This is a genomic window from Actinomyces sp. (assembly GCF_030530635.1).
Lineage (GTDB): Bacteria > Actinomycetota > Actinomycetes > Actinomycetales > Actinomycetaceae > Actinomyces.
The window spans coordinates 39,004-63,652 of sequence record NZ_JAUMUL010000007.1 but is presented as its reverse complement, the minus strand read 5'-3'; the positions used below and the strand labels follow the sequence as shown (position 1 = coordinate 63,652).

The window sequence follows — 24,649 nt, the reverse complement described above, 5'->3', positions numbered from 1 at the left end:
AACAGGACTGGCGAGAGGACCTCCGCGAAGGTGCCTTGGCGACAACCGGTTAGTCCTAAGGTGCGTCCGCATATCAGTCTCCCAGCGCTGTGCCAACGGCGCGGGCGGCCTTGATCCACTCGTGGTCGCGTGGCACATACTTGACCTTGCCGGCGACCTCCTTCAGCGGCACCAGCGCCGTGTCGTGCCCGCGATCGGCGACCATGACACCGTACTTGCCGGCGGCGATCGCATTCGCCCCGGCCACGCCCAGACGAGTGCCGAGCAGACGGTCGGCCGCATTCGGGGTACCGCCGCGCTGCACGTAGCCCAGGATGGAGACGCGCGCCTCCAGGCCGGTGGCGGCCTCCAGTTGCTCGGCGAGCGTGAAGGTGTTGGCACGGTGGGAGGCCTCCAACGCCTTGACGCCCTTCTTGGCCAGGGCCTTCAGCTCCGGGCTGGACGCGTCCTTGACCAGCGCCTGCGCATGAGCCAGTTCCTCGGCATCCTTGACGCTGCGGGCTCCTTCCGCCACGGCGACGACGGAGAAGGTCGAACCGTGCTTGCGGCGCCGCTCGATCTTCTCTGCGATCGCCTCCACCGAGTAGGGCACCTCCGGCAGCAGGATCACGTCTGCGCCTCCGCACACGCCGGCGCCAAGGGCCAGCCAGCCGGCTCGGTGGCCCATGATCTCGGTGAGGATGATGCGGTGGTGGGAGTGCGCCGTCGAGTGCAGGCGGTCCACCGCCTCGGTAGCGATCTCCAGGGCGGTGGAGAAGCCGAAAGAGGAGTCGGTGTGCACGATGTCGTTGTCGATCGTCTTGGGCAGGTGCAGCACGTTTATGCCCGCATCCATCAGCCGACGGGCGTTCTTGGCGGTGCCGCCACCACCCAGGCACACCAGGGCGTCGAGTTTGTCCTTCTCGACGTTCTCCACGATGGTCGGAATCATGTCCCGGACCTCGCCGTCCACCATCATGCGGTGCACCTTGTCCCGGCTGGTACCCAGCATGGTGCCGCCGGTGGTCAGGATGCCCGAAAGGGCCTTCGCATTCAGCTCGGTGTACCGGTTCTCCGCCAGGCCGCGCATGCCGTCACGGAAGCCGATCAGCTTCCAGCCGTGCTCGGCGACGGCCGCCTTGCCGAAGCCGCGGATCGCGGCGTTGAGTCCCGGCGCGTCGCCGCCGGCAGTCAGGATTCCGATGCGCTTGGTTGCCATGGCGCCCAGTATGCCGCAGCGTTGCCCGTCGCAGGCCTGCTCCGGTGTCCCGGATTCGCCGTTGCGGGCGACTTCCGGGAATGGGTCGGCACAGGCGTGCGTTATCCTCTCGGCAGTCCAGCACCATCGAAAAGGAAGGCACAAGCATGGCGGATCGGGCACTGCGAGGCATGACGATCGGCGCGAAGTCGATGGAGTCCGAGGAGGGGGTGGAGTTCGCCGAACGGCAGAACATCACCTACGAGTGCCCCCTTGGTCACGTCACCACCGTCCCCATGTCCATGGAGGCGGAGGTTCCGCAGGCCTGGGAGTGCCCGGAGTGCGGTCAGGCGGCCGCACTGCGCGGTGAGGACGAGCCCGAGTCTGATGAGCCCAAGAAGGCTCCGCGCACGCACTGGGACATGCTGCTCGAGCGTCGCGACATCGAGGACCTGAAGGTCCTATTGGATGAGCGGCTGGAGATGCTGCGCTCCGGCGAGATCTATCGCGAACGTTTCTGAGCGCGCACGCGCCGGTAGGCGTCCTGGGCCGCCTTCCCGACGGAGGCGGCCAGGCCCGCCAGTTGCGTGCTGCGCCTGGCCAGCCCCCATTTGGTGACCAGTGCCAGCTCCTCGGAGAAGATTCCCCCGGACAGCTTCGACTTCCCGGCCTCACGTTCGTGGAAGGTGATGGGCATCTCGACGATACGACCGCCGGCCTCGGCCACCAGTTTGGTCATATTCACCTGGAAGCCGTAGCCGAGGGCCTCCACCTCACCCAAGTCGACGCTCCGCAACATCGTGTCCCGGTACACCCGGAAACCGGCCGTGGCGTCCCTGACGCGCAGCCCCAGCAGGGCATTGATGTACAGGTTGCCGCCACGTGACAGCGCGACCCGCCTACTGTCCCAGCCGACGGTCGCACCTCCGGATACCCAGCGGGAACCGATGACCAGGTCGGGTGCGTCGGCCATCTCGGCGCGTTGAATTAGCAGTGCCAGGTCTTCGGGACGGTGCGAGCCGTCCGCATCCATCTCACAGATCAGTTCATAACCGGCGGCCAACGCCCAGGTGAATCCTGCCAGGTAGGCGGGCCCCAGTCCGTTCTTCTCGGTGCGGTGCAGCACGCGGATGTGGGCGTCGGCTCGGGCGCGGGCGTCGGCCAGGGCCCCGGTTCCGTCCGGTGAGTTGTCGTCCACCACCAGGATGTGGGCCTCCGGCGCCGCGCGGCGCACCCCGTCCAATGCCCCGGCGAGAGTATCGATCTCGTTGTAGGTGGGGATGATTACCAGCGCCTTCACGATCCTGCTCCTGTCGGTTGTGCGGGTCCCGGAACCGGTCACGCCCGCCGACGCCGACGCCGCAGCCGTGACACAGCGGAAACCATACCGGCCATGGTCAGCAGCGCGGCACCCGCCTCTAGGGCGCGTCCTGGCAGGTATCCCAGGCGGTCCGCGAAAGTTACGGTGGTGCGTAGCGGCACATCGGCCACCAGCGAGGCCTGCGTGTAGGCCCGGGTGCGCTGTTCAATCATGCCGCGCGGGTTGATTATCGCGGTTATGCCGACGGTGGACACCTGCACCAGCGCGCGCCCGTGAATCACCGCCTGTACCCTTCCCTGCGCCAGCTGTTGCTCGGCCTCCGCGGAATGCAAGAAGCTGGCGTTATTCGTTGGGATGATGATCACCTCGCCGCCCTGCTCGACACCGGTTCGCAGCGTGTCCTCGTAGGCGACTTCGAAGCAGATCCCCATGGCGAGTGTGACGTCGCGGTCCTGAGCGGCGGCATGAACGGTCAGCGTCTGTGGGCCCGTGCCGGGGGCCAAGTCGGTGCCGATGCGGTCCACCTGGCGGGTGATGTGACGCAGCTGGTCGCGCAGGGGCACGTATTCGGCGAACGGGACCGGGCGGTGCTTGCGGTAGTAGGCCCCCGCTCCGGCCCCCGGTGTCCACACGACCATGTCGTTGTAGCGCACGCCGTCGCCGTATGAGATGGCCCCCACGAGCACGGGTGCCCCGACGGCCTGGGCCGCGGATTCCACCAGGGTCGCAGAGGCCGGGAAGTCACGCGGATCGAGGTCGGCGGAGTTCTCCGGCCAGATGACGACGTCGAGTGCGTTCTGTCCGACCGAATCGGCCAGCGTGAGTGTCGCCTCGGTGTGGTTGCCGGTGACCTCCAGTGCCCGGTTGAAGGCGTCCTCGAACTTCTCGGCGACATTGCCCTGCACGGCTCCGACTCGCAGCGTGCCGTCCTGGGCGGCGCCGTCAAGGGGCGCCAGCACCGGAGCGGTGACGGCGATGGCGGCCAGCGCCGCGGCCAGCAGCCCGGTGAGAGCTTCACGTTGCCGCACGGCGTGCCCCGCCTCCGCCAGGGCCGCGCCCGCGCAGGCGACCAGCGCCGTCAATCCGACAGCGCCCCCATAGGCGGCGAAGGGCAGCATGGGGGCGTCGGCCATGGCGAAGGCGATCCGACCGAAGGGAAAGCCGCCCCACGGCCAGGAGGAGCGCACCTCCTCCACCCCGCACCACAGGACGGTGAAGGCGGCGATGCGTGCCAGCATCGCCCCGGTGCCGGCACGCTCCAGCCGACTGATCCTGCCGATCAGTGCCCAGGCGCCGCCGAAGACCGCCAAGAAGAGCGACTCGACCGCGGTCAGGGCCGCCCAGCCGATCGGGTTGCCCATGGCCACGGCCGCGAAGTGCAGCAGCGGCGTAAACATGGCGAGGCCGAACACCAGTCCGAGGCCCGCCCCCGTCCAGGGACCTCGCCTACGCAGTACCGCCGCCAACACGGCCATCCCGAGCGGGGCCGCCCACCATGCCCCCACCGGCGGGAAAGCGGCCCATACGGCCAGGCCGGCGCACGCGGATGCCAGCGCAGGCGCCAACCACCGGGCCCGGCGCTTATTCACACGGAGGACCAACTGACCACTCCCCTGTTGACATCCAGGCAGGCCTCGGCTGCCGTAATGGCCAGCCTGGCCAGGCCGGCCCGCTCCCCCGCGCCCGCACCGGAGATGATCGTCGCCAGCTGCCCCAACACATCCAGCAGCTGCTTGCACCAGCGTACGAAGTCTCCGGCGGCCAGATCCGTGTCCTCAAGGATGGTGGCCAGATCCGCACCGTCCGTCCAGGCCCGTACCGCGCCGGCCAGGGCGGGCTCGGCACCGGTGGAGGGATCCACCCGTTCCAGAGCCTCCAGGTCGCTGATGCGCCGAGAGATCGTCAACTCCCGCCGCAGCACATCACCCAGCCGAGATCCTGGTGCCGCCGGCAGACCGAGTGACGACGCCGCCAGCCGCGGCTCGTACACGCAGGCCGAGACGGCCCCGGCCAACTCGGCCGGGGTCAGGTCATTCCACAGGGCCTGGCGCAGGCATTCGGCAACCAGCAGATCGCGTTCCGCATACACGCGTGCCAGCACTCTTCCGGCTCCGGTGACGCGCAGCTCGCCGTCGAGATGACCGCGATCCGTCGGCGCCAGGTACTCCAGTTCGAGCAGTACCCGGCACACCGCGTCGAACTGGCGGGCGATGGTACCGGTGCGGTTGTTGACGCGGGCCTGGAGGTGGTCGAGCTCATCCCGGGTGCGCACCCACCTGCGGCCGACGCGGGCGTGCTCCTCCCGGTGCGGGCAGGCGTGGCAGGGGTGGGTACGCATCTCGTGACGCAGCTGTTCCAGGCGCCGCGCCACATCCTCGCCTCCGCGATGGTCGCGGCGAGAACCCCGATCAGTGGAGGCGTCGAGCGTTCCGGCGCGCAAGGCGTCCAGGAGGCGGTCCGCCAGTCGCTCCCGCTCGCGCGGGCGCCGCACGTCGACCGTCTCGGAGACGGGCAGTGCGCCGACTCGGGTTACGCCGTCCGGCGCATTCTCCGGGGTGAGGGTGTGCACGCGGCGGTCTTCACCGACGACGGTCAGCCGCGGCTCCCCGGAGTGCGCAGCCGCCTGGGCGACGACCACACCGTGCCGCAGACGTCGGCCCGCACGGTAAAGGACCACGTCGCCGCGGGAGAGCGCCTCAATGGAGCGGCCGGCCTCACCGCGGCGAGCGGCTCGGTTGCCCCGGGACTGGTCGGCCTCGACCTTGCTTATGCGTGCACGCAGGAGGGCGTACTCACCGAAGTCTCCCAGGTGACAGGACATCCGCTTGTTCAGCTCCGCCAGGCGGTGACGCTTGCGACGGACCTCGGCGGCCATTTCGACCACCCCCCGGTCGGCCTGGAACTGGGCGAAGGAGGACTCCAGGACCTCACGGGCACGGGCGCGCGGCATCCGCCCCAACAGGTTGACGGCCATGTTGTAGGTGGGGCGGAATGCCGAGACGAGTGGGTAGGTGCGGCGGGAGGCGAGCGAGGAGACGAATGCTGGTTCGGCGTCGTCGGTGGCCAGTACGACCGCGTGCCCCTCGACGTCAATGCCGCGCCGGCCCGCACGGCCTGTCAGTTGCGTGTACTCGCCCGGCGTCAGATTCACATGTGCGGAGCCGTTCCACTTGCGCAAGGATTCCAGCACCACCGTGCGGGCGGGCATGTTGATGCCGAGCGACAGGGTCTCGGTGGCGTAGACGACTTTCACGAGATTAGCGGCGAACAGCTCCTCCACGGTCTCCTTGAACACGGGCAGTAGTCCGGCGTGGTGAGCGGCCACGCCCCGAGTGAGTGCGTGCGTCCAGGCGTGGAAGCCCAGCACACCGAGGTCTGCCGCGGGGATATCCGCGGTGCGTCGCTCAATGATCTCGCGGATACGGCGCGCCTCCCGGTTGGTGGTCAGGTTCACGCCACGGGTGACCGCCTCGCGTACGGCGTTCTCACAGCCGGCGCGGGAGAACACGAACACGATGGCGGGCAGCAGTTCGGCGCCTTCAAGGGCGTTGATGACGGTTACACGTGCGGGCGGGCGCAGGTGGGCTGCGCGGGCGCCGCCGTCTCCTTGCCGGGACGGATACGGGCGGCCGCCGACGGTGCGGGACCAGCGGCCCCCACGGCCCGTGCCGGCCTGCCGACGCGGGCCGCCATCACCCTGCTCCCGGCCGGCTGCGGCCCGCCGTGCCTCCCGTACGGCCCGCAGCAGGTCGGGATTCAGGGGCGGCTGGGCGGTGCCGGAGCGTTCCGGCGGTGCGGAGTACAGGGGCAGGAGCCGGCGTCCAACCAGCATGTGCTGTGTGAGCGGTACCGGACGGTGCTCGGAGACGACGACGGCGGTCCTGCCGCGCACCTGTCCGAGCCAGTCCCCGAACTCCTCGGCATTGGACACGGTGGCCGACAGCGACACCACCTGGACCTCGGGGGCGAGGTGAATCATGACCTCCTCCCACACCGGCCCGCGGAAGCGGTCGGCCAGGTAGTGCACCTCATCCATGACCACGTAGCCGAGCCGGTCCAGGTCCCGGGACCCGGAGTAGAGCATGTTGCGCAGCACCTCGGTGGTCATGACGATCACGTCTGCGTGGGGGTTGACCGAGGTGTCGCCGGTGAGCAGACCGACCCGGTCAGTTCCGTGGCGGGCGACCAGGTCGAGGTACTTCTGGTTTGACAGCGCCTTGATCGGGGTGGTGTAGAAGGCCTTGAGCCCCCTGGTCTGCGCCAGGTGAACGGCGAACTCCCCCACTACGGTCTTGCCGGCACCAGTGGGTGCTGCCACCAGCACCCCCTGGCCGGCCTCAAGGGCGCGGCAGGCCTCATTCTGAAAATCGTCGAAGGGGAAGTCGTAGTCGGAGGCGAAACGGGCCAGCTCGGTACGGGAATCCGCCTGGCGTCTGCGTGCGGCGGCGTAGCGTTCGGCGGGCGAACTCATGGGGTACACCCTATGTGCGAGTCGCGCTCGGCCGGGGCAACGACCTGCCGCCGTCTGTGTACCCTCAACTGGCCGTGATCGTGCCGGAGGATGATGTGTTCGCCAGGGCCGCATCCAGGGCGGCGTCCTCCTCCGCCCGGCGCTTGGCCAGGTGCTTGTCGTGGCGGATGGAGATGTAACAGGCCAGGAAGTACAGGCCGGTGATGGGAATGGCCATGAAGATCATCGACCAGGGGTCCGGCAGCGGGTTGGCAAAGGCCATGAAGGTGAAAATGGCCACCACCGCCCAGCGCCAGCCCTTGAGCATGGTGCGACCCTTGAGCACCCCGAGGCGGTTGAGCGCCACCATGATCTCCGGAAGCAGGAAGGCGGCGCCGAAGGCCAGCACCAGACGCAGCACGAAGGACAGGTAGACCGATGCATCCATGATGCCGGTGGAAGAGGCCGTCTTCGGGATGAAGCCGGTCAGGATCACCGCCGCATGCGGCATGATCCACATGCCCAGGGCGCAGCCGGCGGCGAACAGCAGCAGCCCGACCACGCCGAAGACCCAGGTGTAGGCCTTCTCCTTGCGGGTCATGCCGGGTCCCACATAGGCGAAGAACTCGTATATCCACAGCGGTGAGGACAGCAGCACGCCCAGCCAGATCGACACGCGCAGGCGCATGTCGAAGGAGGACAGCAGGGTGGAGAAGTTGATGTTCAGCTTGGCTCCACGGGCATTGGCGACCTCAATCGGGTGCGTGATGAACTGGTAGGCGACGTCGTACAGGAAATAACCGACGACGGCCATCACCGTGATGCCGATCGCCGAGATGAACAGCCGGTTGCGCAACTCACGCAGGTGCTCCCCGATGGACATCACGGCCTCGGGGTTCTCCCTACGCCTTTTGCCGGGTAGTTTCGGCATATGCGGCACGTTCTGCTCCTCCCAGTCGTTTACGGCCGACCGCCCCTCGGGCCGGGTTACACCCGGCGCCGGCGAGCGCAGATGTTGAGTCGGTCATGGCCCGCCTGCGGCACGGATGAGCCCTGACCGCAGGCGGACGCCGAGGTCACTGCTGGACGGTGCCGTCTGTGTACTGCTGCGGCTGTTGGGGTGCCTGCTGCGGAGCGGCCTGGCCCGCCTGAGTGGGCTGGGTGTAGTAGGTGCCCTGCTGAGGCTGCTGCGGAATCTGAGCCTGGGGCTGCTGCGCGGCGGGGGCGTCGTCGTCTTCGCGGAGCTCCTTGACCTCTTTCTTGAACACCTTCATCGACTTGCCAATGCTTCCGGCGATCTCGGGAAGCCTGTTGGCGCCGAAGATGAGCAGCACGAGGACAAGCAGAACAACGATGTGCGTGGGCTTGATCACGACGCAACTCCTTTCATGGGGCTCGCGATTGAGATGAGCCCGCGTGGTACGTCAAGAGTCTAGCGTTTCGGCGTCGTTGGTCGTGCACCGAGCGGGTGGCGTTCCACCATGGGCGTATACGGCGGCGCCGCGCTCCAGGGCGCGCCTCGCGGCCGCACTCGCCTGTGCTGCCAGGTCGGCCGGTTCGACCTGCTTCAGGTGCCTGCCCGCGGACAGGATCAGACCCACCAGCCAGGCGCGGTCGCGGCCCCGTATCCGCACGCGCAGCGAGCCGTCCCGATCGGTGACTACCTGTTCACAGGGGATCTGCTCCACCAGCCAGCGGCCCGTCGGTTTCAGCACGAGTGTCGCCTCGACGGCGGAGGCGGTGCGAGTGCTCCGTCGGGAGGCGCGGTGGGGTGCCGTTGGCTCTGGGAGCACCTGTGCCGTCAGGATGCGGTCCAGCCTGAAGGAGCGTTCCGCCCTTGCGTTCAGGCACCAGGACCGCAGCGTCAGGTGACTGCCGTCACTGACCAGTTCGAGCGGGTCGACATCGCGTTCGGAACGGGTGTCGGTGGCCGAGACGTAGACCAGGTGCAAGCGCCGGCGCTCGGCCAGTGCCCGTTTGACCACAGGCAGGACACCACTTCGGTAGGCGGCCGTCGGTGTTGAATCCTTAGCGGGCGAGGACGCCCCCACGGCATGACGCAGCGCGTGCCGCGTGCTGTCGAGCACGGCCGCGGCGTCGGGGTCGTCGGCGAGCACGTCGGCCAGCACTCCCAGGGACAGCAGCAGGGAAAGGGCCTCCCGGTGGGACAGGCGCACGGGCCGGTCCAGCCCCAGCGGTTCGGTCAGGCGCAGGCGGCCGCGCTCGAGGTCGGTTGCGGAGAAGTCCACCAGCTCATCGGGCATGCCGCCGGGAAGCCCGGACACCCACAGGGTGTCCACGTCCCGGCGAATCGTCTCACGGGTGACTCCGAAATGGGCGGCCGCCTCCTCCAGGGTGGCGCCGTCATGCTCACTGACCCAGGCGGGCAGGGCCAGTAGCCGCACGAGTCGGTCCGTGGAACTGGGACGTGCCATATTCAATCCGCTTCCACCGCAGCGGGCACCAGCGCAGCCGCCGCACGCAGGTGTGCGAGTACTTCCTCGCGCAGCACCTGCGGCTGGCGGACCACGACGGCGTCGGCCAGGGCCGCCAGAGCGCCGGCGAAGGCGAAGCGGTCCGTGTAGGTCACGTGGATCTCATCCCATCCCTGCGGCATCTGTGCCGGCGCGGTTGTCAGAGCACGGGCGCGTAACTGCAATGCCCGTCCAGGGGCCACTGCGAGCACCGCCCGCACGGGCGCGGGTGGCGGAATGTCGACGGCGGGGAAGGCGTCCGCGTCGGAAACCACCGCCACCTCTCCGACGATACGGGCCAGGCGGAAGGTCCTCTGCTTTCCTGAGGCGAGGTCCCGCCCGTCCAAATACCAGGCGCCTTCGCTCATGCGCAGCCTATGCGGCTCGATAATGCGGGCGCTGACGCGTCCGGAGCGGGCCGAGGCGTAGTCGAAGCCGACCCGGCGGCGTTCCTGCACCGCCGCGGCCAGTTCGGCGGTGAGCCCTCCCCCGGAGACATCGCTGCCGAGGTCGATGCTGAGGTCCGGCAATGAGGCGGCGTCGGTGTCGGTGTCGGCCACGGCCCGGATCTTGGTCAGCGCGCGTCTGGCCGCTGGGGTGAGGGCTCCGCTGCGCCAGGCCGCGGCCGCCAACGTGACGGCGGCGGCCTGCTCTGCCGTCAACGTCAGATCCGGCAGGGCGTAGTCGGCCTCGGTGATGCGGTAGCGGGCCTCCTCCCCCTGACCGCTGGTGGTGATTTCGATGCCCAGATCCCTTAGCACACCCTTGTCACGCTCGAACATGCGGTCGGTGGCGGCCCCGCCGTCGGAGTCGTATCCGGAGACCGTCCGGATGATCTGCGTCTTGGTCAAGCCGGTCTGCGTGTTGCGCAGCGCAAGCAGCAGGTTGACGTGGCGCTCCTCGGCGGGGACGGCCTCCGAGGCGGGGCGGGGTACTGGCTGGGGCACGGTATCAGCCTAGGCGCTCATGCCGGGACTGACGGACGGTACACGCGGGTGGCCTAGAGTGGTGACATGATGTGGCGCGACGCGGACGTGCTGGAAGTACGGCGGGTCTGGGGACGGCCCGGGAGGCGCTGCGCGGAGGCGCTTGTGCGCATAGTCGCAGCCCCGGCCGGTGCGGTTGTGCTCGGCGACGGCGAGTCCTGCCGGGCCGTCGCCTACGAGTGCGTCACCGGTGTGCCCGAGCCCGGGGAGCGAGTGCGCTTGGAGGTGTCCGCCCTGGCCCGGGCGCTGGGCACCGGCGGCCACGCCATGGTCACCGCTCGCCCGGGTGTCCTGCCGGCCGATCCCGCGCCGGGCGGACATCTGGTCAAGGCCCGCTACATGCCCGACCAGGTGCTGGTCACCGGCGTCGATGAGCAGGACACTCCCGCCCACGCGCTGCTTTCCGCCCCGATCGACACTCTGACACTCGGCGGCGCTCCCGTAGTGATTGCCGACCTGCACTCCGCACTTCCTGCAGTCCTGGCGGGGCTGCGCGTCCCCGACCCGGTGCCGGACGGCTCCGGAGCACCGGAGAAGTCGCGCCAGCCGCGGGTGGGTTATGTAATGACCGACGGCGGCGCCCTGCCGCTGCCCTACTCCCGGACTGTCGCGGCGCTGCAGGAGGCCGGGGCGCTGGTGGGCACCGTCACCGTCGGGCAGGCCTGGGGTGGTGATCTGGAGGCGGTGAGCATCCACAATGGACTGCTTGCCGCCCGGCACGTGTTTGGTGCGGACGTGATCGTCGTCACCCAAGGGCCCGGTAACCTGGGTACCGACACGCCCTGGGGGTTCTCCGGAGTGGCCTGCGGTGACGTTGTCAACGCCGTCGCCGTACTGGATGGCCGCCCGGTCGCCTGCCTGCGCGTCTCCGAGGCGGATGCCCGCCCACGTCACCGGGGTGTCTCTCACCACTCCTTGACCGCCTACGGGCGCGTGGCCTGGGCCGCCGCCGACGTCGTCGTTCCCCTGCTGCCCGGTGCTCTGGGCGCGCAAGTGTCCGAGCAGGCGGCTGCCCTGTGCTCCCCGCGGACACGCGGGGACACCCACCGGCTGGTGCAGGTGCCGGTGACCGGATTGCATGGAGCCCTGAGCGCCCTGGAACGGGACACCGGCGTGCGCCTGAACACCATGGGCCGGGGCCTGGAGCAGGATGCGGCGGCCTTCCTGGCGGCGGCCGCCGCCGGCCGCCACGCGGCCCGCCTGAACCGCTCGGTGTCACCGGGGTGAGGGCCGGGGATGGGCGTGTGCTTGCACTACGCTGAGCCCATGAAGACCTTCGAGGACCTTTTTGCCGAACTGCAAGACAAGGCCGCCACCCGTCCAGCCGGCTCCGGTACGGTTGAGGAACTCGACCGCGGCGTGCACTTCATCGGTAAGAAGCTCGTCGAGGAGGCGGCCGAATCCTGGATGGCCTGTGAACACGAGTCGGATGCGGCCGCCTGCGAGGAGATAAGCCAGTTGCTGTACCACATCCAGGTGATGATGCTGGCCAAGGGCTTCACCCTTCAGGACATCTACCGGTACCTGTGACCGGAGCGCTGCCCGCCCGAGGCGGGCCGCCGCCGAGTAGACCTCAGCAGACCTCACGTGCCGTGATCGGTCACTACGAACCAACCACAACACCGTCACACAGTCAGGACCACATTGCTGCGCATCGCCGTCCCCAACAAGGGCTCCCTGTCCGAGCCCGCCACCACCATGCTCGCCGAGGCGGGCTACCGCACCCGCCGCTCCGGGAGGGAGCTCGTCCTGGTCGACGACGCCAATCAGGTGGAGCTGTTCTTCCTGCGCCCCCGCGATATCGCCGTCTACGTCGGCCAGGGCACCGTGCACGCCGGCATCACCGGCCGCGACCTGCTGCTGGACTCCGGCGTGGAGGCGATCGAACACCTGCCGCTCGGCTTTGCCCGCTCCACCTTCCGCTTCGCGGCTCCCGCCGGCACCATGAGCACACTCGCCGACGTGGAGGGCAAGCGGGTGGCCACCTCCTACGACGTGCTGGTACGCGACTACCTGGCCACGCAGGGAGTCAGTGCGCAGACCGTGCACCTGGACGGCGCCGTGGAGTCCTCCGTGCAACTGGGGGTGGCGGACCTGATCGCCGACGTCGTCGAGACCGGGTCGACCCTGCGAGCCGCCGGCCTGGAGACCTTCGGAGAGCCGATCCTGGCCAGCGAGGCGGTGCTGATCACCACCGAGCAGTACCGCGATGAGCCCGGACTGGCCACGCTCGTGCGCCGCCTGGAGGGGGTGCTGCGGGCCCGCTCCTACGTGCTTGTGGACTACGACATCCCCATGAACCGGCTGCACCTGGCCAGCGAGATCACCCCCGGCATTGAGTCCCCCACCGTGTCCCCGCTGCAGAACCCCGACTGGGTGGCGGTGCGGGCGATGGTCCCCCGCAAGGACGCCAACCGTGTCATGGATGAGCTCTACGCCATCGGTGCGCGCGCCATCCTGGTGTCCTCCCTGGTGGCCTGCCGGCTGTAACTATGTTCAGACGGTGAGCAGCGGGTCGCAGACGTCGTCGGAGGTCACGGTGGTCTCGCCGAGCAGGTCGCGACCGGCCAGGAAGTCGATGGTCTCCCCCACCTGTTCCGGCACCAGCGCACCCACCACGGTGTTCTCGCTGGGCCGCACCAGCTCACCGGTGGCCACGGCTACCTCGCGGGCGTTCTCGGCCTGCGCGGCGTCAACCAGGTCCGGGACATACTCCTTGGTGGCGTCGACTGCCGCATCGGGGTCATCCACGAACTTTGTCATTCCAACGGCGGAGGCCGCCACGGCCGCCTCCAGCTCGGTGCGGCGGTCGGCCAGCACCTGCGGGGTGGTGATCAGGGAGGCGCCCAGCAGCGGCACGTCCTCGCCGATGGCCAAGACACGCACAGACGTGCCGTTCCGGGCGATCTGGACGGCGTCGTTGTTGGAGAAGCCGGCGATCGCGTCCACCTTGCCGCTGGACAGGGCGGCCTGCTGGGTGTAGCCGATCTCCTGCACGTCCACGTCGCTCTCGGTCAGCCCGGCCGAGGACAGCGCCACCAGCACCGAGTACCAGGTCTCCCCCGTCTTGCCGGGGGTGCCGATCGTCTTTCCGGCCAGATCCTTCAGCTCGGTGATGTCGGAGTCCTCCGGCACGATTATGCAGCCCGGGTAGGACTGGTAGTAGCCGCCGATGATCACCAGCTCATTGCCGTTGGAGGCGGCCACAATGGCCTCATCGCCACCGGCGACGACGATGTGCTCGGTTCCTGCCAGCAACGCGTCGAACTGCCCCTCCTGCTCTCCGTGGTGGCGCAGGGAGACGCCCGCCGCATACTCGCCGTCGGCCAGTGCCAGGTAGAAGGGGGCGAACTGCACGTTCGGGGTGTAGGTCATGCCGATCACCAGCCCGGTGGCGCCTGCGGTGTCCGTGGCGGTCCGGGCACCGGTGCCCGAGGCGCAGGCGGCGAGCAGCCCGGCGGCACCCGCTCCCATGGCGGTCAGCAGCGTGCGGCGGGTCAAGCGGGGGGTGAGGGCGGTCATGGGGGTTCCTTTCGTTGCCGTGCGGCGGTGAGGGGAAGCGGGCGGGCAGAAGTGAGGAAAGTGGGATTCGGTTGGGAGCGGCGTTCGCACCGGGGTGGGGCTCAGGTGGCGCGGCGCCCCCGCATGGAGGCGACGACGCGGCTGCGGCGCTCCAGCTCGTGCAGCATCCAGTGGATGGTGGTGGCGATGACGCAAAGCACCACGATGGTGGAGAACAGCCCGGTGGTGTCCACGGTTTGCCGCTGGGAGGCGAGCACCATGCCCAGGCCCTCCCCGCCCATGGTCATCTCGCCGATTACGGCACCGGTGACGGACAGGGTGAATCCGGTGCGCAGTCCGGACAGGATGGCGGGCAGCGTCATGGGCAGCTCCATGTAGATCAGCATGCTCATTCCGTGGGCGCCGTCGAGCCGAGCGGCATCGACGACGTCGGCGTCCAGGCCCCGCAGGCCCAGCAGGACGGTGACGGTGATGGGAAAGAAAACCATGAGCACGCACAACACCACCGTCGGTACTGTGCCGTAGCCGATCCACACCACCAGCAGCGGCGCAATGGCAATGGCCGGGACCGCCTGGGAGGCGGCCACGTAGGGCAGGACGGCGCGGGAGAAGCGACGGGAGTGGTACAGGGTCCAGGCCAACGGCAGAGACAGGGCGGCGGCGGCCAGGCAGCCGAGCAGCGCCTCGCGCAGTGTCACCCAGGTGTATCCGGCCAGGCCGCCTTGGGTGAAGGCGAGCACCAGGCGGCGGGCGACGTCGACGGGGCTAGGAAGAAAGACCGGCGGGATCAGCCCGGCGCGAGTGATCGCCCACCAGGCCAGCAGCAGGACGGCCCCGAGGGCTGCCGGCGGGTTCAGCAATGGTCGCAACAGACGGGGCGACCCGGTGCGCGGGTTCCGCGGCGCGCGGGCGGTCTCACGGTCGGCCACGCCGAGGCCGGTGCTGGCGACGGTGGCGCTGGTCATGCGCGTTGTCCTCTCCGGCTCCCCGGAGCACCCGCCCCGGGGCACTCCGGGGTGACGGGCGGCACACACGTAGCGCCGCACAGCGCGGGCCGCTACCTACGGCCGGGATGCACCCACACGGGAACGCACCACGATCCGCCGACGCCGGACACGCGCCACGTGTCTCCTCCCATCCGGACTTTCACCGTCGGTGCCGGAATTCCACCGGCTCAGCCGGTTACTCCCACCCTGCGGGTGGACGCAACCGGGTCGCGGACTATCACCGCCGGTTCGGACTTTCACCGACCCCGGAGCACGTTTCATGCACCGCCGACATTAGCGGCTGGCGGCGGCAGTAGCAACCCTGTTCGCCTGAAACTCTCGGGAGTGTCATCCGTCTCAGCTCCGGCGTATGCCGGCGGTGACACGGTCCATGAGGGCCAGCACATCGGGAGCCCGCCAGGCACGCCGACCGCGGGCCATCTGATAGCCGACCACGATTCCCGCCTGCTCCAGGCGTGCCAGTGAACGTCTGGCGCTTTGCGGAGACACCTTCAGTTCCTGCGCGGTGGTGGCGACGTCAAGAATGGGATGGCGGATAAGCAGGCTCGTCAGATCCCGGTCGGGTGTACCCGCGCGGGCAGTGATGTGCTCATTCCAGTCGGCCTGGATCCGGTTCAGTTCCGCGACGGCTTCGAGTCCAAGCTCGCAGGCGGCGCGGGCCGCGTCGACGAACAGTGAGACGACGCCGGCGGGGTCGCCGGCGCGGTAGGCGTCGAGGGTGTGGAAGTAGGCATTGGTGTCGGTCAGGAGCACGGCGGACAGGGGTAGAACCGCCTGGGAAACCAGCCCACTGCGGCGCAAGAGTAGGTGGATGAGCGCACGGCCGGTGCGCCCATTGCCATCTGCGAAGGGATGGATGGTCTCGAACTGTGCATGGGCAATCGCGATCATCGCCAAGGGAGTGATGTCTGGGCGCTGAGTGAATGCGACCAGGTCGGCGAGCGCCTCCGGCACTCGAGTGTGCGCGGGAGGGACGAACAGGGCGTCCACCGGCGCATAGTCCTGCCCACCGATCCACACCGGCTCGTCGCGCAGCACGCCGGCGATGTCTGGCGCGGTGGGGGCCAACAGTTCGCGGTGCATGTCCAGCAGGGTGCGGGTGTTGAGATCGTCGGGCCGGGAAATGGCCGCCTGCATGGCGCGAGTATTGGCAACGACAGCCGTGGCGTTGCCGCCCGCACCGCCAAAGGTCTCCTCCTCAATCACCTTGCGTGCGGAGGAGGTGAGCCGCTCGATCCGAGACGAGGCGGAGGACTCCGAGCGTAGAAGCAGATCGGTCCAGGGTTGCAGGGCGCCCGCCGCGACAGCGTCGAAGCCGCCGATTGCGGCAACAGTGCCGGCCTCACGAGCCAGCAACTCGCCCGGAAGCTCAAGCGACGCCGTCGCGATGGTGGCAGGAATCGCGGACCGGTACGTCGTCGGCAACGCCGCCCGTTGGCGAGCGCTGAGCAACTGGGGCTGCCGCGGCCGCCAGGACCGAGTCTCCCAGGTGACGGCCGGCCAAGAGCCTTTAGTCATATCTGTCACCCTCTCCGAAGTCTTTTCCACTTACCGGGATAAGTGTAAAAGGAGGCGGGTCGCGGGCGCTGCCACCGCTCACCGGCTCGCCGGAGCCAGGCGCCACGGGAATGCCGCCGCACCGTCACCGGGGTCGTCGGCGTCGAACAGGCCGGGCAGCCGCCGCCCGCAGTGGCGGCAGCATCCCCTGTCATCCAGCTCGTAGGCGTCCACCGTGTAGCCGCGACGGACAATGACCGCGGCGCCGCAGCCGGGGCAGAAGGTCGTCGCCCCCTCCGCGTCGCGCACATTGCCCAGATACACGAAGCGCAGCCCGGCATCCAGCGCCGCCCGGCGCGCTCGCCGAAGCGTCGCCGGTGGGGTGGGCGGCCGGTCCAGCATGCGGTGGGAAGGGCGGAATGCCGTCAGGTGCAGCGGCGTATCGGCGCCCAGTTCAGTCGCCACCCAGGCGGCTAGCCGACCGACCTCCGCGGGCGTGTCGTTCAGGCCCGGGATCAGCAGCGTGGTCAGCTCCAGCCAGGTCGAGGTGTGTTCCCGCACCCGCACCAGCGTGTCCTGCACATCCCGCAGTCGGGCGCCGGTGACGCGTCGGTAGAAGTCCTCGGTGAAGCCCTTGAGATCGATGTTGGCGGCGTCGACGGCGCCGAACAGTTCCAGTGCCGGGGAGGCGCAGATCCACCCCGCGCTGACCGCGTAGGCCATCAAACCCCGTTCGTGGCAGGCATGGGCGGTGTCGATGGCGTACTCGGCGAAGACGACCGGGTCGTTGTAGGTGAAGGCGACGGCGCGCGCGTCGGTGCCGGCGGCCTGGGCGGCGATACGCTCGGGCGGGGCGTCCACGCTGAGCACCTCGGTGGAGCGGGCGGCCGAGATCTCCCAGTTCTGACAAAACTTGCAGGACAGGTTGCAGCCGGCGGTGCCGAAGGACAGCACCGAACTGCCCGGGTGAACGTGGTTCAGCGGCTTCTTCTCCACCGGATCCAGGCACAGTCCCGTAGAACGGCCGTAGGCCGTCAGCACAATCCGGTCACCGACGCGGCGGCGTACGAAGCAGAAACCGCGTTGCCCGTCGCGCAGACGACACCGCCGCGGGCACAGATCGCATTGCAGCCTCCCGTCCGGCAGCGGGTGCCACCAGCGGGCCGTGGATCCGGCGGCGACATCTCCGGCCGCGCGGCTGCCTGGCGCCTGAGAGCCTGTTACGGCGCTCATGCCTCCTCCCACACCCGCACCCGGTAGGTCTCAACGATTATGGCCTCGTCCCAGAAGTCTGCGGGCCAGCCGGCCTTGTACTTGAGCCGGCGGAGGAAGTCGGCCGGGTCGGGCAGCTCCTGCCACACCTGCGGCAGGAAGGTTGCCCGCCGTGCCCCCAGCCGCAGCACCACGCCGTCGACGCCCGGCCGTAGGCGGCGGCGCACCTCCTGCTCGTCGCGGGCGGCCATCGTCTCGGGAGTGGTCAGCACGGACACCTCCAGGTTCAGGGCGGGCAGCTCTGTGGCCGTAACCGGCGGGAAGCGGGGGTCGCGCAGGGCGGCGGCGACGGCGTTGTCGGCGACGTCACGCCCGAGTGGGCGGTGCGCCTCCAGCGACCCGATGCAGCCGCGTAGCGCGCCGTCGGCGCTGCGCAGGGTGACGAAGGCGGCGCCGTCGCGTTCGAGCCAGGCGGGCCACTCCCCCACCGGCAGATCGGCGGGGGCACCGGCCTCGGCTCCCACGGCGCGGGCGATGGCCCGGCGGGCCAGCAGCAGCAATATCTGGCCGGCGTCTTCCGGAGGCTCGATCGCCTCCACGACGGCGCTGACCGAGGCGCCGTCGGCGTCGGCAGTTTGGCCCGAGTGCCCTGCGCCATCGTCTCCGGCCTCCTCATGGAGGGCGACGGCGCAGTAGCCGACCACGCGATCGGGGTCGCCGGCCGTGTCCGCCGAGGTGCACCGGCCCAGCAGCTCGGGGCGCATGTGATGCTCGCGGGCGGCCAGCAGCATGCCGTCCAGCGGGGTCGCGCCGCACGCCCGGTCGTGGGGGATGGTGGAGTCGAGGGCGAGAATGCGGGCCACGGTCTCCTCATCGACTGTTACGGCCAGATCCTGCGGCAGGTAGTGGGACAGGTCGGAGGAGATGATGATGACGGTCTCCGGCCCGCCCCACAGCGCGTTGATCACGTCCGCCACCGTACGTGCCGAGGCGGTGCCGGCCGCCAGCGGGACGGTCTGCACCTCGCCCAGGACTGTTTGGATGAAGGGCAGTTGCACCTCCAGGGAGTGCTCCGTAGCGTGAGCCTCGGGTGCGGTCGTCACGCCGGCCACGGTGGCGGCGAGTTCGCAGCCGGCGGTGTCCACGTCCAGCAGCCCCAGGGGCGTGGCCAGCTGCTTTGCGCCTGTCAGGGCGAGCCCGCGCACCGGTACCCGGTGGGTGGGGCCGAGTAGGACCACGCGGGTGATGCGTCCTCGGCCGGCCTCCAGGCGAGCATAGGCGCGCGCCGCCATCGGCCCGGAGTAGATGTAGCCGGCATGCGGGACCACGACGGCCTTGGGCACGGGGGCGCCTTCGGGCCAATCGGATCGTGCTCGGGCCAGCAGGTCGTCGAGCATTCGCGTCAGGGCGCGGGCGTCATCCGGGTAGAAGGTTCCGGCAACAGCTGGGCGGCGGACGGTCTTCATGGTGCCTCTCCCTCGAGTGCCACCAGAATACGCCAACCGGCCCGATACCGGCCGGTCGTGGCGGGTGCCCGCTCCCGATGAATTCAGCGGGCCGCGGCGACTGCGGCGGCGAACTCGGCGGCCACGGCCTCATTCGGTCGACCGACCCGGGACACGGCCCAGGCGGCGAGCAGATTGGCGGCGAATCCGGGGGCGAGCTCATATAGGTTGAAGATGCCACCCGGACCGCCCGAGATATTGCCCCAGACCATGACCACCACGGCACCGGTGATGATGCCGACGAAGGCCCCGGTGGCGGTCAGTCGCTTCCAGTACAGGCACAGCAGGACGGTGGGTCCGAAGGAGGCGCCGAAGCCCGCCCAGGCGAAGGCGACCAGGGCCAGGATCGTGTCATTGGGCGTCCAGGCCATGGCCGCAGCCACCACGGCCACCGTGAGCACGGCGAAGCGCGAGTACATGACCAGACGCTGTTGCGACAGGGGACGGCGGAACACGTGCCGGTACAGGTCCTCGATAAGCGCCGAAGAGGTCACCAGCAGCTGACTGGAGATCGTGGACATGATGGCGGCCAGGATCGCCGCGAGCATGAACCCGGCGACGAAGGGGTGGAACAGCAACTGGCCCAGGGCGATGAACACGGTTTCGGGGTTGGCCAGCGCGGCGCTGTCACGCTGGTAGACGGCCACGCCGACAATGGCGGTGGCGGCCGCACCGGCTACGGCGAACAGCATCCAGCCAATGCCGATACGCCGTCCCGCGACGGCCTCCTGGGGACTGCGCAGTGCCATGAAACGAACGATGATGTGCGGCTGGCCGAAGTAGCCCAGACCCCAGGCCAGCGATGAAACGATGCCGATCAGCGACGTGGTGGGGCCGAGCACCGCCCAGTAGTGCGGGTCTATCTCACTAACTGCACGTAGAGTCTGCAGCGGTCCGCCCAGGCGGATAACACCGACGACGGGGACGGCGATGAGCGCTGTCACCATCATGATTCCCTGCACCAGGTCCGTGTAGGACACGGCGAGGAAGCCACCCACCAGCGTGTACATGACGGTGATGCCGGCCACCAGCGTCAGTCCCAGGCGGTAGTCCATCCCGAATGAGGACTCGAAGAATGTGCCGCCGGAGACCATGCCGGCGGACACGTAGAACGTGAAGAAGACGATGATCACTCCCCCGCTGGCCCAGCGCAGCAGGTGGCGGTCATCATGGAGCCGGTTGTCAAGGAAGCTGGGGATGGTGATCGAGTCCCGGGCTACCTCCGTATACGAACGCAGCCTCGGGGCCACGTAGCGCCAGTTGAGCCAGGCGCCGACGGTGAGCCCCACGGCGATCCACGCCTCCACCAAACCGCTGGCATACAGGGCCCCGGGCAGGCCCATGAGCAGCCAGCCGGACATGTCGGAGGCGCCGGCGGAAAGTGCCGTGACCGCCGGTCCGAGGCCGCGGCCGGCCAGCATGTAGTCGTCCAGGGAGTCGTTGTGACCGTAGGCCCACCAGCCGATCGCCACCATTCCAACGAAGTAGATGATCATGGAGATGGCTTGGAAGGTCGTGTCGGTCATGGTTCTCCTACGGGGCCGGGGGGCCTGCAACCTGCCGCAGTTTAAGGGAAGCGGCGGCGTCGGCGTCGGCGTGTACCGCATCCGGGTCCTTGCCGGTGCCGGCGGCGGCGTAGGCCGCCACCAGTCCCTCCACGAGTGCGCCGCCGGATAGGCGCACTCGTTCGGCCATTGCCGGATCGAGCAGTTCCAGCGCCATCTGGGCGGCCAGGACGCCGCTGCCCAGGTCGGCCAGAACCACTACGCCGCTGCCGTCGTCGGCGCTCTCAATGGCTGCCATGATCTCGGTGGCATCGGTGCCCAAAGAACCGTCGGGCAATCCCGCCGCGACCTCAAGCGGCGCATCCAGGCCGGGGATAAGACCCTTGGTCAGGGCGACGGCGGCGTCGGCCAGTGCACGGGAATGAGATACGACGACGATGCCCGTCATGCGGCGTCCGCCGTCTGGCCGGTCACGACGTCCGCCAGCGCCCGCAAGATCAGGGCCGTGGAGGCGGCGCCCGGGTCTATGTGGCCGACGGAGCGCTCCCCCAGATAGGAGGCACGCCCCTTCTTGGCCAACATGGGCTCGGTCGCATCGCGTCCCGCCTGCGCGGCGGCAGCAGCGGCGACGACGGCGTCCGCCAAGGCATCCTCCCCGTCGCTGTGGGAGTGCAGCGCCTCCAGCGCCGGGGACCAGGCGTCGAACATGGTCTTGTCACCCGACTCGGCGTTGCCGCGCTGGACGATGCCACCGATGCCGGCGGCGACGGCCTCGGCCAGGGCGGGAGCGTCGATGGTCTCCTTGCCGGCGCAGGAGGTCGACATACGCAGGAAGAAAGTGCCGTACAGCGGGCCGGCTGCGCCACCGACCTTGGAGATCAGCGCCATGGCAGTCTGCTTGAGAACGGTCGCCGGGGCATCGGGATCGGCCGCCAGGGACTCGACTGCAGCATTCATGCCGCGCTTCATATTGGCGCCGTGGTCGGCGTCACCGATCGCGGCGTCCAGAGCGGTGAGTTCGTCGGCGTGTGCCGAGATGAGCTCGGCGGTGCGGCGAATCCAGGCCGCCACGTCGACAGCGGTGAGCGCCGTCAGTGGGGCCGACGGGGTATGAGCGGTCGTGGTCATAGATCTTCAGACCCCCCACCGCAGGCCTGGGGTGTTCACCGGGGCGTCCCACAGGCGCAGCATCTCCTCGTCGGCGCGCACCAGGGTCAGTGAGCAGCCGGCCATGTCGAGGCTGGTGATGTAGTTGCCCACCAGTGAGCGCTCGACCTTGATTCCGGCTGCCTGAAGTTGCTTGGCGACCTCCCCGTAGGTCAGGTAAAGCTCGATCAGGGGGCTGGCGCCCATGCCGTTCAACAGGGCGATCACGCCGTGCTCGCCGTCGGGCAGTTCCGCCAGGATCGGGTCAACCAGCTGTTTGGCGATTTCGCTCGCGGGAGCGATCTTGGCGCGGTGGCGGCCGGGTTCGCCATGAATACCGATACCGATCTCCATCTCGTCCTCGGGCAGGTCGAAGGAGGGTTTGCCGTTGGCCGGGACCGTGCAGGAGGTCAGGGCCACCCCCATGGAGCGGCCCGCCTCGGAGGTGCGCTTGGCCACGGCAGCCACCTCGGCAAGCGGGCGGCCCTCCTCGGCGGCGGCGCCGGCGATCTTCTCTACGATCACGGTCACTCCCACACCGCGGCGGCCGGCGGTATACAGGGAGTCCTCTACGGCGACGTCGTCGGCGATGACGACGGTGGCGACCTGGGTGCCCGACTCGGCGGCGACCATCTCGGCGGCCATGTCGAAGTTCATGACGTCACCGGTGTAGTTCTTGACAATATGCAGTACACCGGCGCCGCGGTCCACGGCGGCTGTGGCGGCGGATACCTGGTCGGGAACGGGCGAGGTGAAGATCTCCCCGGCGCAGGCGGCATCGAGCATACCGGTGCCGACGAAGCCCCCGTGCAGCGGCTCGTGGCCACTGCCCCCACCGGAGACGATGGCGACCTTGCCCTCGTCCTTGGGGGTGGCGCGGTAGACGATGTGCTGCTCCACGTCCACCCGGAGACGGTCGGGGTGCGCCGCAGCCATGCCGACCAGTGCGTCGGTCACGACTCCTTCAACGGAGTTGATGAGCTTTCTCATGACAGAACTGTACCGCGGATGAGGCACCGGTCACTGCGGATGTCTGATGTGGCGGTCGATTCGATATTGAGTGCGGGGCCAGCCGCGGTACGGCGCGACGGTCGGTGCGTGTCGGGGCGGTCATGCGGCGCGGGTCAGGGCGCGGTGCACAGTACGACGGCTACCGCCCAGCCGCCGTCATGACTCAGCGAGACGGGCCATCGCTCCGGTGCGGCGGCGCTGTTGCCCAAACTCGCGGCAACGGCCTTGGCCACCGTTCCGCTCAGGTGCACAGACGGCCGCCCCCAGCGGTCGGTGACCAGCTCGATTTCGCGCCAGTCGACCGCCTCCGGCGGTAGCTGCGGGGCGACGGCGCGGCCGGCGCGGGTGTTGGCGGCCCCGGACCACGCCTTGATGAAGGCCTCCTTCGCGGCCCAGCGTCCGGCCAGGTGTTCGGCCTGCGTCGAGCCGGTGGATTCGGCCCGGCGGGCGGCGTCGCGCCGCTCGCGGGCAGTGAAGGCCCGCTCAGCGAAGACGGTGCCCGGCTGGCTAATCTGTTCGCTCAGGCCGGGGACGTGCACCAGATCCACCCCGACGCCGAGGACCTCACCGTTTTGACGTTCGGGGACGTCGGGCAACCGCGGTTCAACGCCCATAGTGAAGCCTGCACGCAACGATGAGGAGGTCGCCACCATCGACCCGGTAGACGAGCCTGTGTTCGGCCGTGATGCGACGCGACCAGTAGCCGCTGAGAGTGCCGCGGAGGGCCTCGGGCTTACCGCGGCCCTCGTTGCCGTGCCGTTGGATGTCCTGGAGGAGGAGATTGACGCGTTTGAGGACTTGCCGATCCTCGGTCTGCCACCACAGGTAGTCCTCCCAGGCGTGGGTAGACCAGATGAGTCTCATGGCGGGCCCGGTCAGTCCTCGCGGGTGTTCACAAGCTCGTGGGCCTTGCCGTGCCCGCCCTCGAGTTCGGTGATCGACTCCAGGAGTCGTCGGGCATTGGCGGGGTTGCGCAGGAGATAGGCGGTCTCCTTGAGCGCCTCATACTCCGCTAGGGAGACGATGACGGCGGGATCGTGCCCGGCTCGGGTGATGACGACCTCCTCGCGGTCGTCCACCACGTCATTGAGCACTTGGGCGTAGCGCGCGCGGGACTCCGTGTAGGTCATGGTCTTCATGACTCACCTCCTGTGCAGAAAACTGTACGTCACGTTCATTCTTCACTGCAATGGAGCGTCGCCGACCAGTTCTATCTCGCGCCAGTTGTCCGCTTCTGGCGCCAGCCGGCGGGCCGGCGCATGGTGACCACCGGGAGTACGCCTCGCCATAGTGTTTCCGAGTTCGGGACCGCTTGAAATCCGTGTCGAATACGCAGATGATCTCGCCGTCACCGCGGTCGGCAACCATATAAGCGCCTCGTTCCCCGGAGGCCGCGTCCTGTGCCAGCCGGGCGATGCCCTCGTCGCTGAGCCTAGGCTTCCAGACATCGTCGGCTCACTGCCGGGTGGCCCCTTCGGGGTGGACGTAGGTGTCGCACCAGGCGCGATACCACACTCCCGTGGCCGCACGGGCGTCTGAGGCGCGCATGGGGCGCACCGTGAACAAGCAGTCTTCGCAGCGGTACGCGGCCGGGTCCAACCTGCTCATCGTTCGAATCATAAGCCGACTCCTCGTATTCTCGAGGTACCCGACGCACGCTGCTGGCCCGGATGACGACCCCGGGATCTAGTGCACGACCCCGGGGTGGTCGTGGAACGTACACCAAGGTCGTGTAACGCTCCGGGGCGAGGCTCGTAGCGTGGTGGCCCCGGGAGCCGCGGCCCCCCGGGGCCCCCCCCGTAACGGGGTGGGCCCCGCGCAAGTGGCGGGGGCCCG

The 24,649-nt window shown here is 69.0% G+C and carries 25 protein-coding genes and 1 riboswitch; of the genes, 4 read left to right on the top strand and 21 right to left on the bottom strand.

Going from position 1 to position 24,649, the window contains the following annotated elements; genetic code table 11:
- Positions 1–73: 73 nt before the first annotated feature.
- On the bottom strand, positions 74–1,198 hold the full coding sequence (locus Q4A20_RS03395) for a 6-phosphofructokinase (protein ID WP_303120330.1): 1,125 nt from the start codon (positions 1,196–1,198) through the stop codon (positions 74–76).
- 146 nt (positions 1,199–1,344) lie between these two features.
- Between Q4A20_RS03395 and Q4A20_RS03390 the strand changes: the two genes are divergently transcribed.
- On the top strand, positions 1,345–1,698 hold the full coding sequence (locus Q4A20_RS03390) for an RNA polymerase-binding protein RbpA (RefSeq protein WP_303120327.1): 354 nt from the start codon (positions 1,345–1,347) through the stop codon (positions 1,696–1,698).
- Here the strand turns inward: Q4A20_RS03390 and Q4A20_RS03385 are convergent.
- The 7 genes from Q4A20_RS03385 to Q4A20_RS03355 form a co-directional block, all read right to left on the bottom strand.
- The gene (locus Q4A20_RS03385; RefSeq protein ID WP_303120325.1) at positions 1,680–2,477 is read right to left on the bottom strand and encodes a polyprenol monophosphomannose synthase; all 798 of its coding nucleotides are present in this window, start codon (positions 2,475–2,477) and stop codon (positions 1,680–1,682) included. The genes Q4A20_RS03390 and Q4A20_RS03385 overlap by 19 nt on opposite strands.
- A 38-nt stretch (positions 2,478–2,515) precedes the next feature.
- Positions 2,516–4,087: an apolipoprotein N-acyltransferase gene (gene lnt, locus Q4A20_RS03380; protein ID WP_303120322.1), complete on the bottom strand. Its 1,572-nt coding sequence runs from the start codon at positions 4,085–4,087 to the stop codon at positions 2,516–2,518.
- The gene (locus tag Q4A20_RS03375) at positions 4,084–6,969 is read right to left on the bottom strand and encodes an RNA helicase (RefSeq protein ID WP_303120319.1); all 2,886 of its coding nucleotides are present in this window, start codon (positions 6,967–6,969) and stop codon (positions 4,084–4,086) included. Before Q4A20_RS03375 ends, lnt begins: the two co-directional genes overlap by 4 nt.
- A gap of 64 nt (positions 6,970–7,033) precedes the next feature.
- Complete coding sequence (gene tatC / locus Q4A20_RS03370) at positions 7,034–7,888, bottom strand: twin-arginine translocase subunit TatC (protein WP_303120316.1); 855 nt, start codon at positions 7,886–7,888, stop codon at positions 7,034–7,036.
- A 136-nt stretch (positions 7,889–8,024) separates the two neighbouring features.
- The gene (gene tatA, locus Q4A20_RS03365) at positions 8,025–8,321 is read right to left on the bottom strand and encodes a Sec-independent protein translocase subunit TatA (RefSeq protein ID WP_303120314.1); all 297 of its coding nucleotides are present in this window, start codon (positions 8,319–8,321) and stop codon (positions 8,025–8,027) included.
- A gap of 51 nt (positions 8,322–8,372) precedes the next feature.
- Positions 8,373–9,383: a YafY family protein gene (locus Q4A20_RS03360; RefSeq protein WP_303120311.1), complete on the bottom strand. Its 1,011-nt coding sequence runs from the start codon at positions 9,381–9,383 to the stop codon at positions 8,373–8,375.
- A gap of 2 nt (positions 9,384–9,385) precedes the next feature.
- Positions 9,386–10,369: a YafY family protein gene (locus tag Q4A20_RS03355; protein ID WP_303120309.1), complete on the bottom strand. Its 984-nt coding sequence runs from the start codon at positions 10,367–10,369 to the stop codon at positions 9,386–9,388.
- A gap of 66 nt (positions 10,370–10,435) precedes the next feature.
- Between Q4A20_RS03355 and Q4A20_RS03350 the strand changes: the two genes are divergently transcribed.
- The 3 genes from Q4A20_RS03350 (at position 10,436) to hisG (ending at position 12,898) form a co-directional block, all read left to right on the top strand.
- Entirely contained in the window at positions 10,436–11,635 is a 1,200-nt protein-coding gene (locus Q4A20_RS03350) for a DUF3866 family protein (protein WP_303120307.1), read from the top strand.
- Positions 11,636–11,674: 39 nt separating this feature from the next.
- Positions 11,675–11,938, top strand: a complete 264-nt coding sequence (locus Q4A20_RS03345) for a phosphoribosyl-ATP diphosphatase (protein WP_303120305.1) — start codon at positions 11,675–11,677, stop codon at positions 11,936–11,938.
- A 114-nt stretch (positions 11,939–12,052) separates the two neighbouring features.
- Positions 12,053–12,898 (top strand): ATP phosphoribosyltransferase, encoded by an 846-nt coding sequence (hisG, locus tag Q4A20_RS03340; protein ID WP_303120302.1) that lies wholly within the window; start codon positions 12,053–12,055, stop codon positions 12,896–12,898.
- A 6-nt stretch (positions 12,899–12,904) separates the two neighbouring features.
- Here hisG and Q4A20_RS03335 read toward each other — a convergent pair whose 3' ends face one another.
- The 13 genes from Q4A20_RS03335 to Q4A20_RS03275 form a co-directional block, all read right to left on the bottom strand.
- A complete protein-coding gene (locus tag Q4A20_RS03335) occupies positions 12,905–13,930 on the bottom strand; it encodes an ABC transporter substrate-binding protein (protein WP_303120300.1) in 1,026 nt (341 codons plus the stop codon).
- 101 nt (positions 13,931–14,031) lie between these two features.
- Entirely contained in the window at positions 14,032–14,895 is an 864-nt protein-coding gene (locus Q4A20_RS03330) for an ABC transporter permease (RefSeq protein WP_303120299.1), read from the bottom strand.
- Between the two features lie 157 nt (positions 14,896–15,052).
- Positions 15,053–15,193: riboswitch (FMN riboswitch) on the bottom strand.
- An 80-nt stretch (positions 15,194–15,273) separates the two neighbouring features.
- The gene (locus tag Q4A20_RS03325) at positions 15,274–16,455 is read right to left on the bottom strand and encodes a Fic family protein (protein WP_303120296.1); all 1,182 of its coding nucleotides are present in this window, start codon (positions 16,453–16,455) and stop codon (positions 15,274–15,276) included.
- A 78-nt stretch (positions 16,456–16,533) separates the two neighbouring features.
- On the bottom strand, positions 16,534–17,667 hold the full coding sequence (gene amrS, locus Q4A20_RS03320) for an AmmeMemoRadiSam system radical SAM enzyme (RefSeq protein WP_303120294.1): 1,134 nt from the start codon (positions 17,665–17,667) through the stop codon (positions 16,534–16,536).
- On the bottom strand, positions 17,664–19,112 hold the full coding sequence (gene amrB, locus Q4A20_RS03315) for an AmmeMemoRadiSam system protein B (RefSeq protein ID WP_303120292.1): 1,449 nt from the start codon (positions 19,110–19,112) through the stop codon (positions 17,664–17,666). Before amrB ends, amrS begins: the two co-directional genes overlap by 4 nt.
- An 83-nt stretch (positions 19,113–19,195) precedes the next feature.
- Positions 19,196–20,677 carry a sodium/proline symporter PutP gene (gene putP, locus Q4A20_RS03310; protein ID WP_303120290.1) on the bottom strand — a complete coding sequence of 494 codons (1,482 nt, stop codon included), beginning with the start codon at positions 20,675–20,677 and terminating at the stop codon, positions 19,196–19,198.
- A gap of 7 nt (positions 20,678–20,684) precedes the next feature.
- Positions 20,685–21,104 (bottom strand): dihydroxyacetone kinase phosphoryl donor subunit DhaM, encoded by a 420-nt coding sequence (dhaM, locus tag Q4A20_RS03305; RefSeq protein ID WP_303120287.1) that lies wholly within the window; start codon positions 21,102–21,104, stop codon positions 20,685–20,687.
- Entirely contained in the window at positions 21,101–21,784 is a 684-nt protein-coding gene (dhaL, locus tag Q4A20_RS03300; RefSeq protein WP_303120285.1) for a dihydroxyacetone kinase subunit DhaL, read from the bottom strand. Before dhaL ends, dhaM begins: the two co-directional genes overlap by 4 nt.
- 6 nt (positions 21,785–21,790) lie before the next feature.
- A complete protein-coding gene (gene dhaK / locus Q4A20_RS03295; protein WP_303120283.1) occupies positions 21,791–22,792 on the bottom strand; it encodes a dihydroxyacetone kinase subunit DhaK in 1,002 nt (333 codons plus the stop codon).
- A 134-nt stretch (positions 22,793–22,926) separates the two neighbouring features.
- Positions 22,927–23,427: a holo-ACP synthase gene (locus tag Q4A20_RS03290; RefSeq protein ID WP_303120280.1), complete on the bottom strand. Its 501-nt coding sequence runs from the start codon at positions 23,425–23,427 to the stop codon at positions 22,927–22,929.
- A complete protein-coding gene (locus tag Q4A20_RS03285; RefSeq protein ID WP_303120277.1) occupies positions 23,417–23,677 on the bottom strand; it encodes a Txe/YoeB family addiction module toxin in 261 nt (86 codons plus the stop codon). Before Q4A20_RS03285 ends, Q4A20_RS03290 begins: the two co-directional genes overlap by 11 nt.
- An 11-nt stretch (positions 23,678–23,688) precedes the next feature.
- The gene (locus tag Q4A20_RS03280; RefSeq protein ID WP_303120274.1) at positions 23,689–23,952 is read right to left on the bottom strand and encodes a type II toxin-antitoxin system Phd/YefM family antitoxin; all 264 of its coding nucleotides are present in this window, start codon (positions 23,950–23,952) and stop codon (positions 23,689–23,691) included.
- Between the two features lie 316 nt (positions 23,953–24,268).
- Positions 24,269–24,421 carry a hypothetical protein gene (locus Q4A20_RS03275; protein WP_303120271.1) on the bottom strand — a complete coding sequence of 51 codons (153 nt, stop codon included), beginning with the start codon at positions 24,419–24,421 and terminating at the stop codon, positions 24,269–24,271.
- Positions 24,422–24,649: the final 228 nt, after the last annotated feature.

Coding starts and splice junctions, on each gene's coding strand:
- Q4A20_RS03395 (WP_303120330.1), bottom strand. CDS start 1,198: ATGGCAACCAAGCGCATCGGAATCCTGACTGCCGGCGGCGACGCGCCG.
- Q4A20_RS03390 (WP_303120327.1), top strand. CDS start 1,345: ATGGCGGATCGGGCACTGCGAGGCATGACGATCGGCGCGAAGTCGATG.
- Q4A20_RS03375 (WP_303120319.1), bottom strand. CDS start 6,969: ATGAGTTCGCCCGCCGAACGCTACGCCGCCGCACGCAGACGCCAGGCG.
- Q4A20_RS03360 (WP_303120311.1), bottom strand. CDS start 9,383: ATGGCACGTCCCAGTTCCACGGACCGACTCGTGCGGCTACTGGCCCTG.
- Q4A20_RS03350 (WP_303120307.1), top strand. CDS start 10,436: ATGATGTGGCGCGACGCGGACGTGCTGGAAGTACGGCGGGTCTGGGGA.
- Q4A20_RS03345 (WP_303120305.1), top strand. CDS start 11,675: ATGAAGACCTTCGAGGACCTTTTTGCCGAACTGCAAGACAAGGCCGCC.
- Q4A20_RS03335 (WP_303120300.1), bottom strand. CDS start 13,930: ATGACCGCCCTCACCCCCCGCTTGACCCGCCGCACGCTGCTGACCGCC.
- Q4A20_RS03330 (WP_303120299.1), bottom strand. CDS start 14,895: ATGACCAGCGCCACCGTCGCCAGCACCGGCCTCGGCGTGGCCGACCGT.
- Q4A20_RS03325 (WP_303120296.1), bottom strand. CDS start 16,455: ATGACTAAAGGCTCTTGGCCGGCCGTCACCTGGGAGACTCGGTCCTGG.
- amrS (WP_303120294.1), bottom strand. CDS start 17,667: ATGAGCGCCGTAACAGGCTCTCAGGCGCCAGGCAGCCGCGCGGCCGGA.
- amrB (WP_303120292.1), bottom strand. CDS start 19,112: ATGAAGACCGTCCGCCGCCCAGCTGTTGCCGGAACCTTCTACCCGGAT.
- putP (WP_303120290.1), bottom strand. CDS start 20,677: ATGACCGACACGACCTTCCAAGCCATCTCCATGATCATCTACTTCGTT.
- dhaM (WP_303120287.1), bottom strand. CDS start 21,104: ATGACGGGCATCGTCGTCGTATCTCATTCCCGTGCACTGGCCGACGCC.
- dhaL (WP_303120285.1), bottom strand. CDS start 21,784: ATGACCACGACCGCTCATACCCCGTCGGCCCCACTGACGGCGCTCACC.
- dhaK (WP_303120283.1), bottom strand. CDS start 22,792: ATGAGAAAGCTCATCAACTCCGTTGAAGGAGTCGTGACCGACGCACTG.
- Q4A20_RS03290 (WP_303120280.1), bottom strand. CDS start 23,427: ATGGGCGTTGAACCGCGGTTGCCCGACGTCCCCGAACGTCAAAACGGT.
- Q4A20_RS03285 (WP_303120277.1), bottom strand. CDS start 23,677: ATGAGACTCATCTGGTCTACCCACGCCTGGGAGGACTACCTGTGGTGG.
- Q4A20_RS03280 (WP_303120274.1), bottom strand. CDS start 23,952: ATGAAGACCATGACCTACACGGAGTCCCGCGCGCGCTACGCCCAAGTG.
- Q4A20_RS03275 (WP_303120271.1), bottom strand. CDS start 24,421: ATGAGCAGGTTGGACCCGGCCGCGTACCGCTGCGAAGACTGCTTGTTC.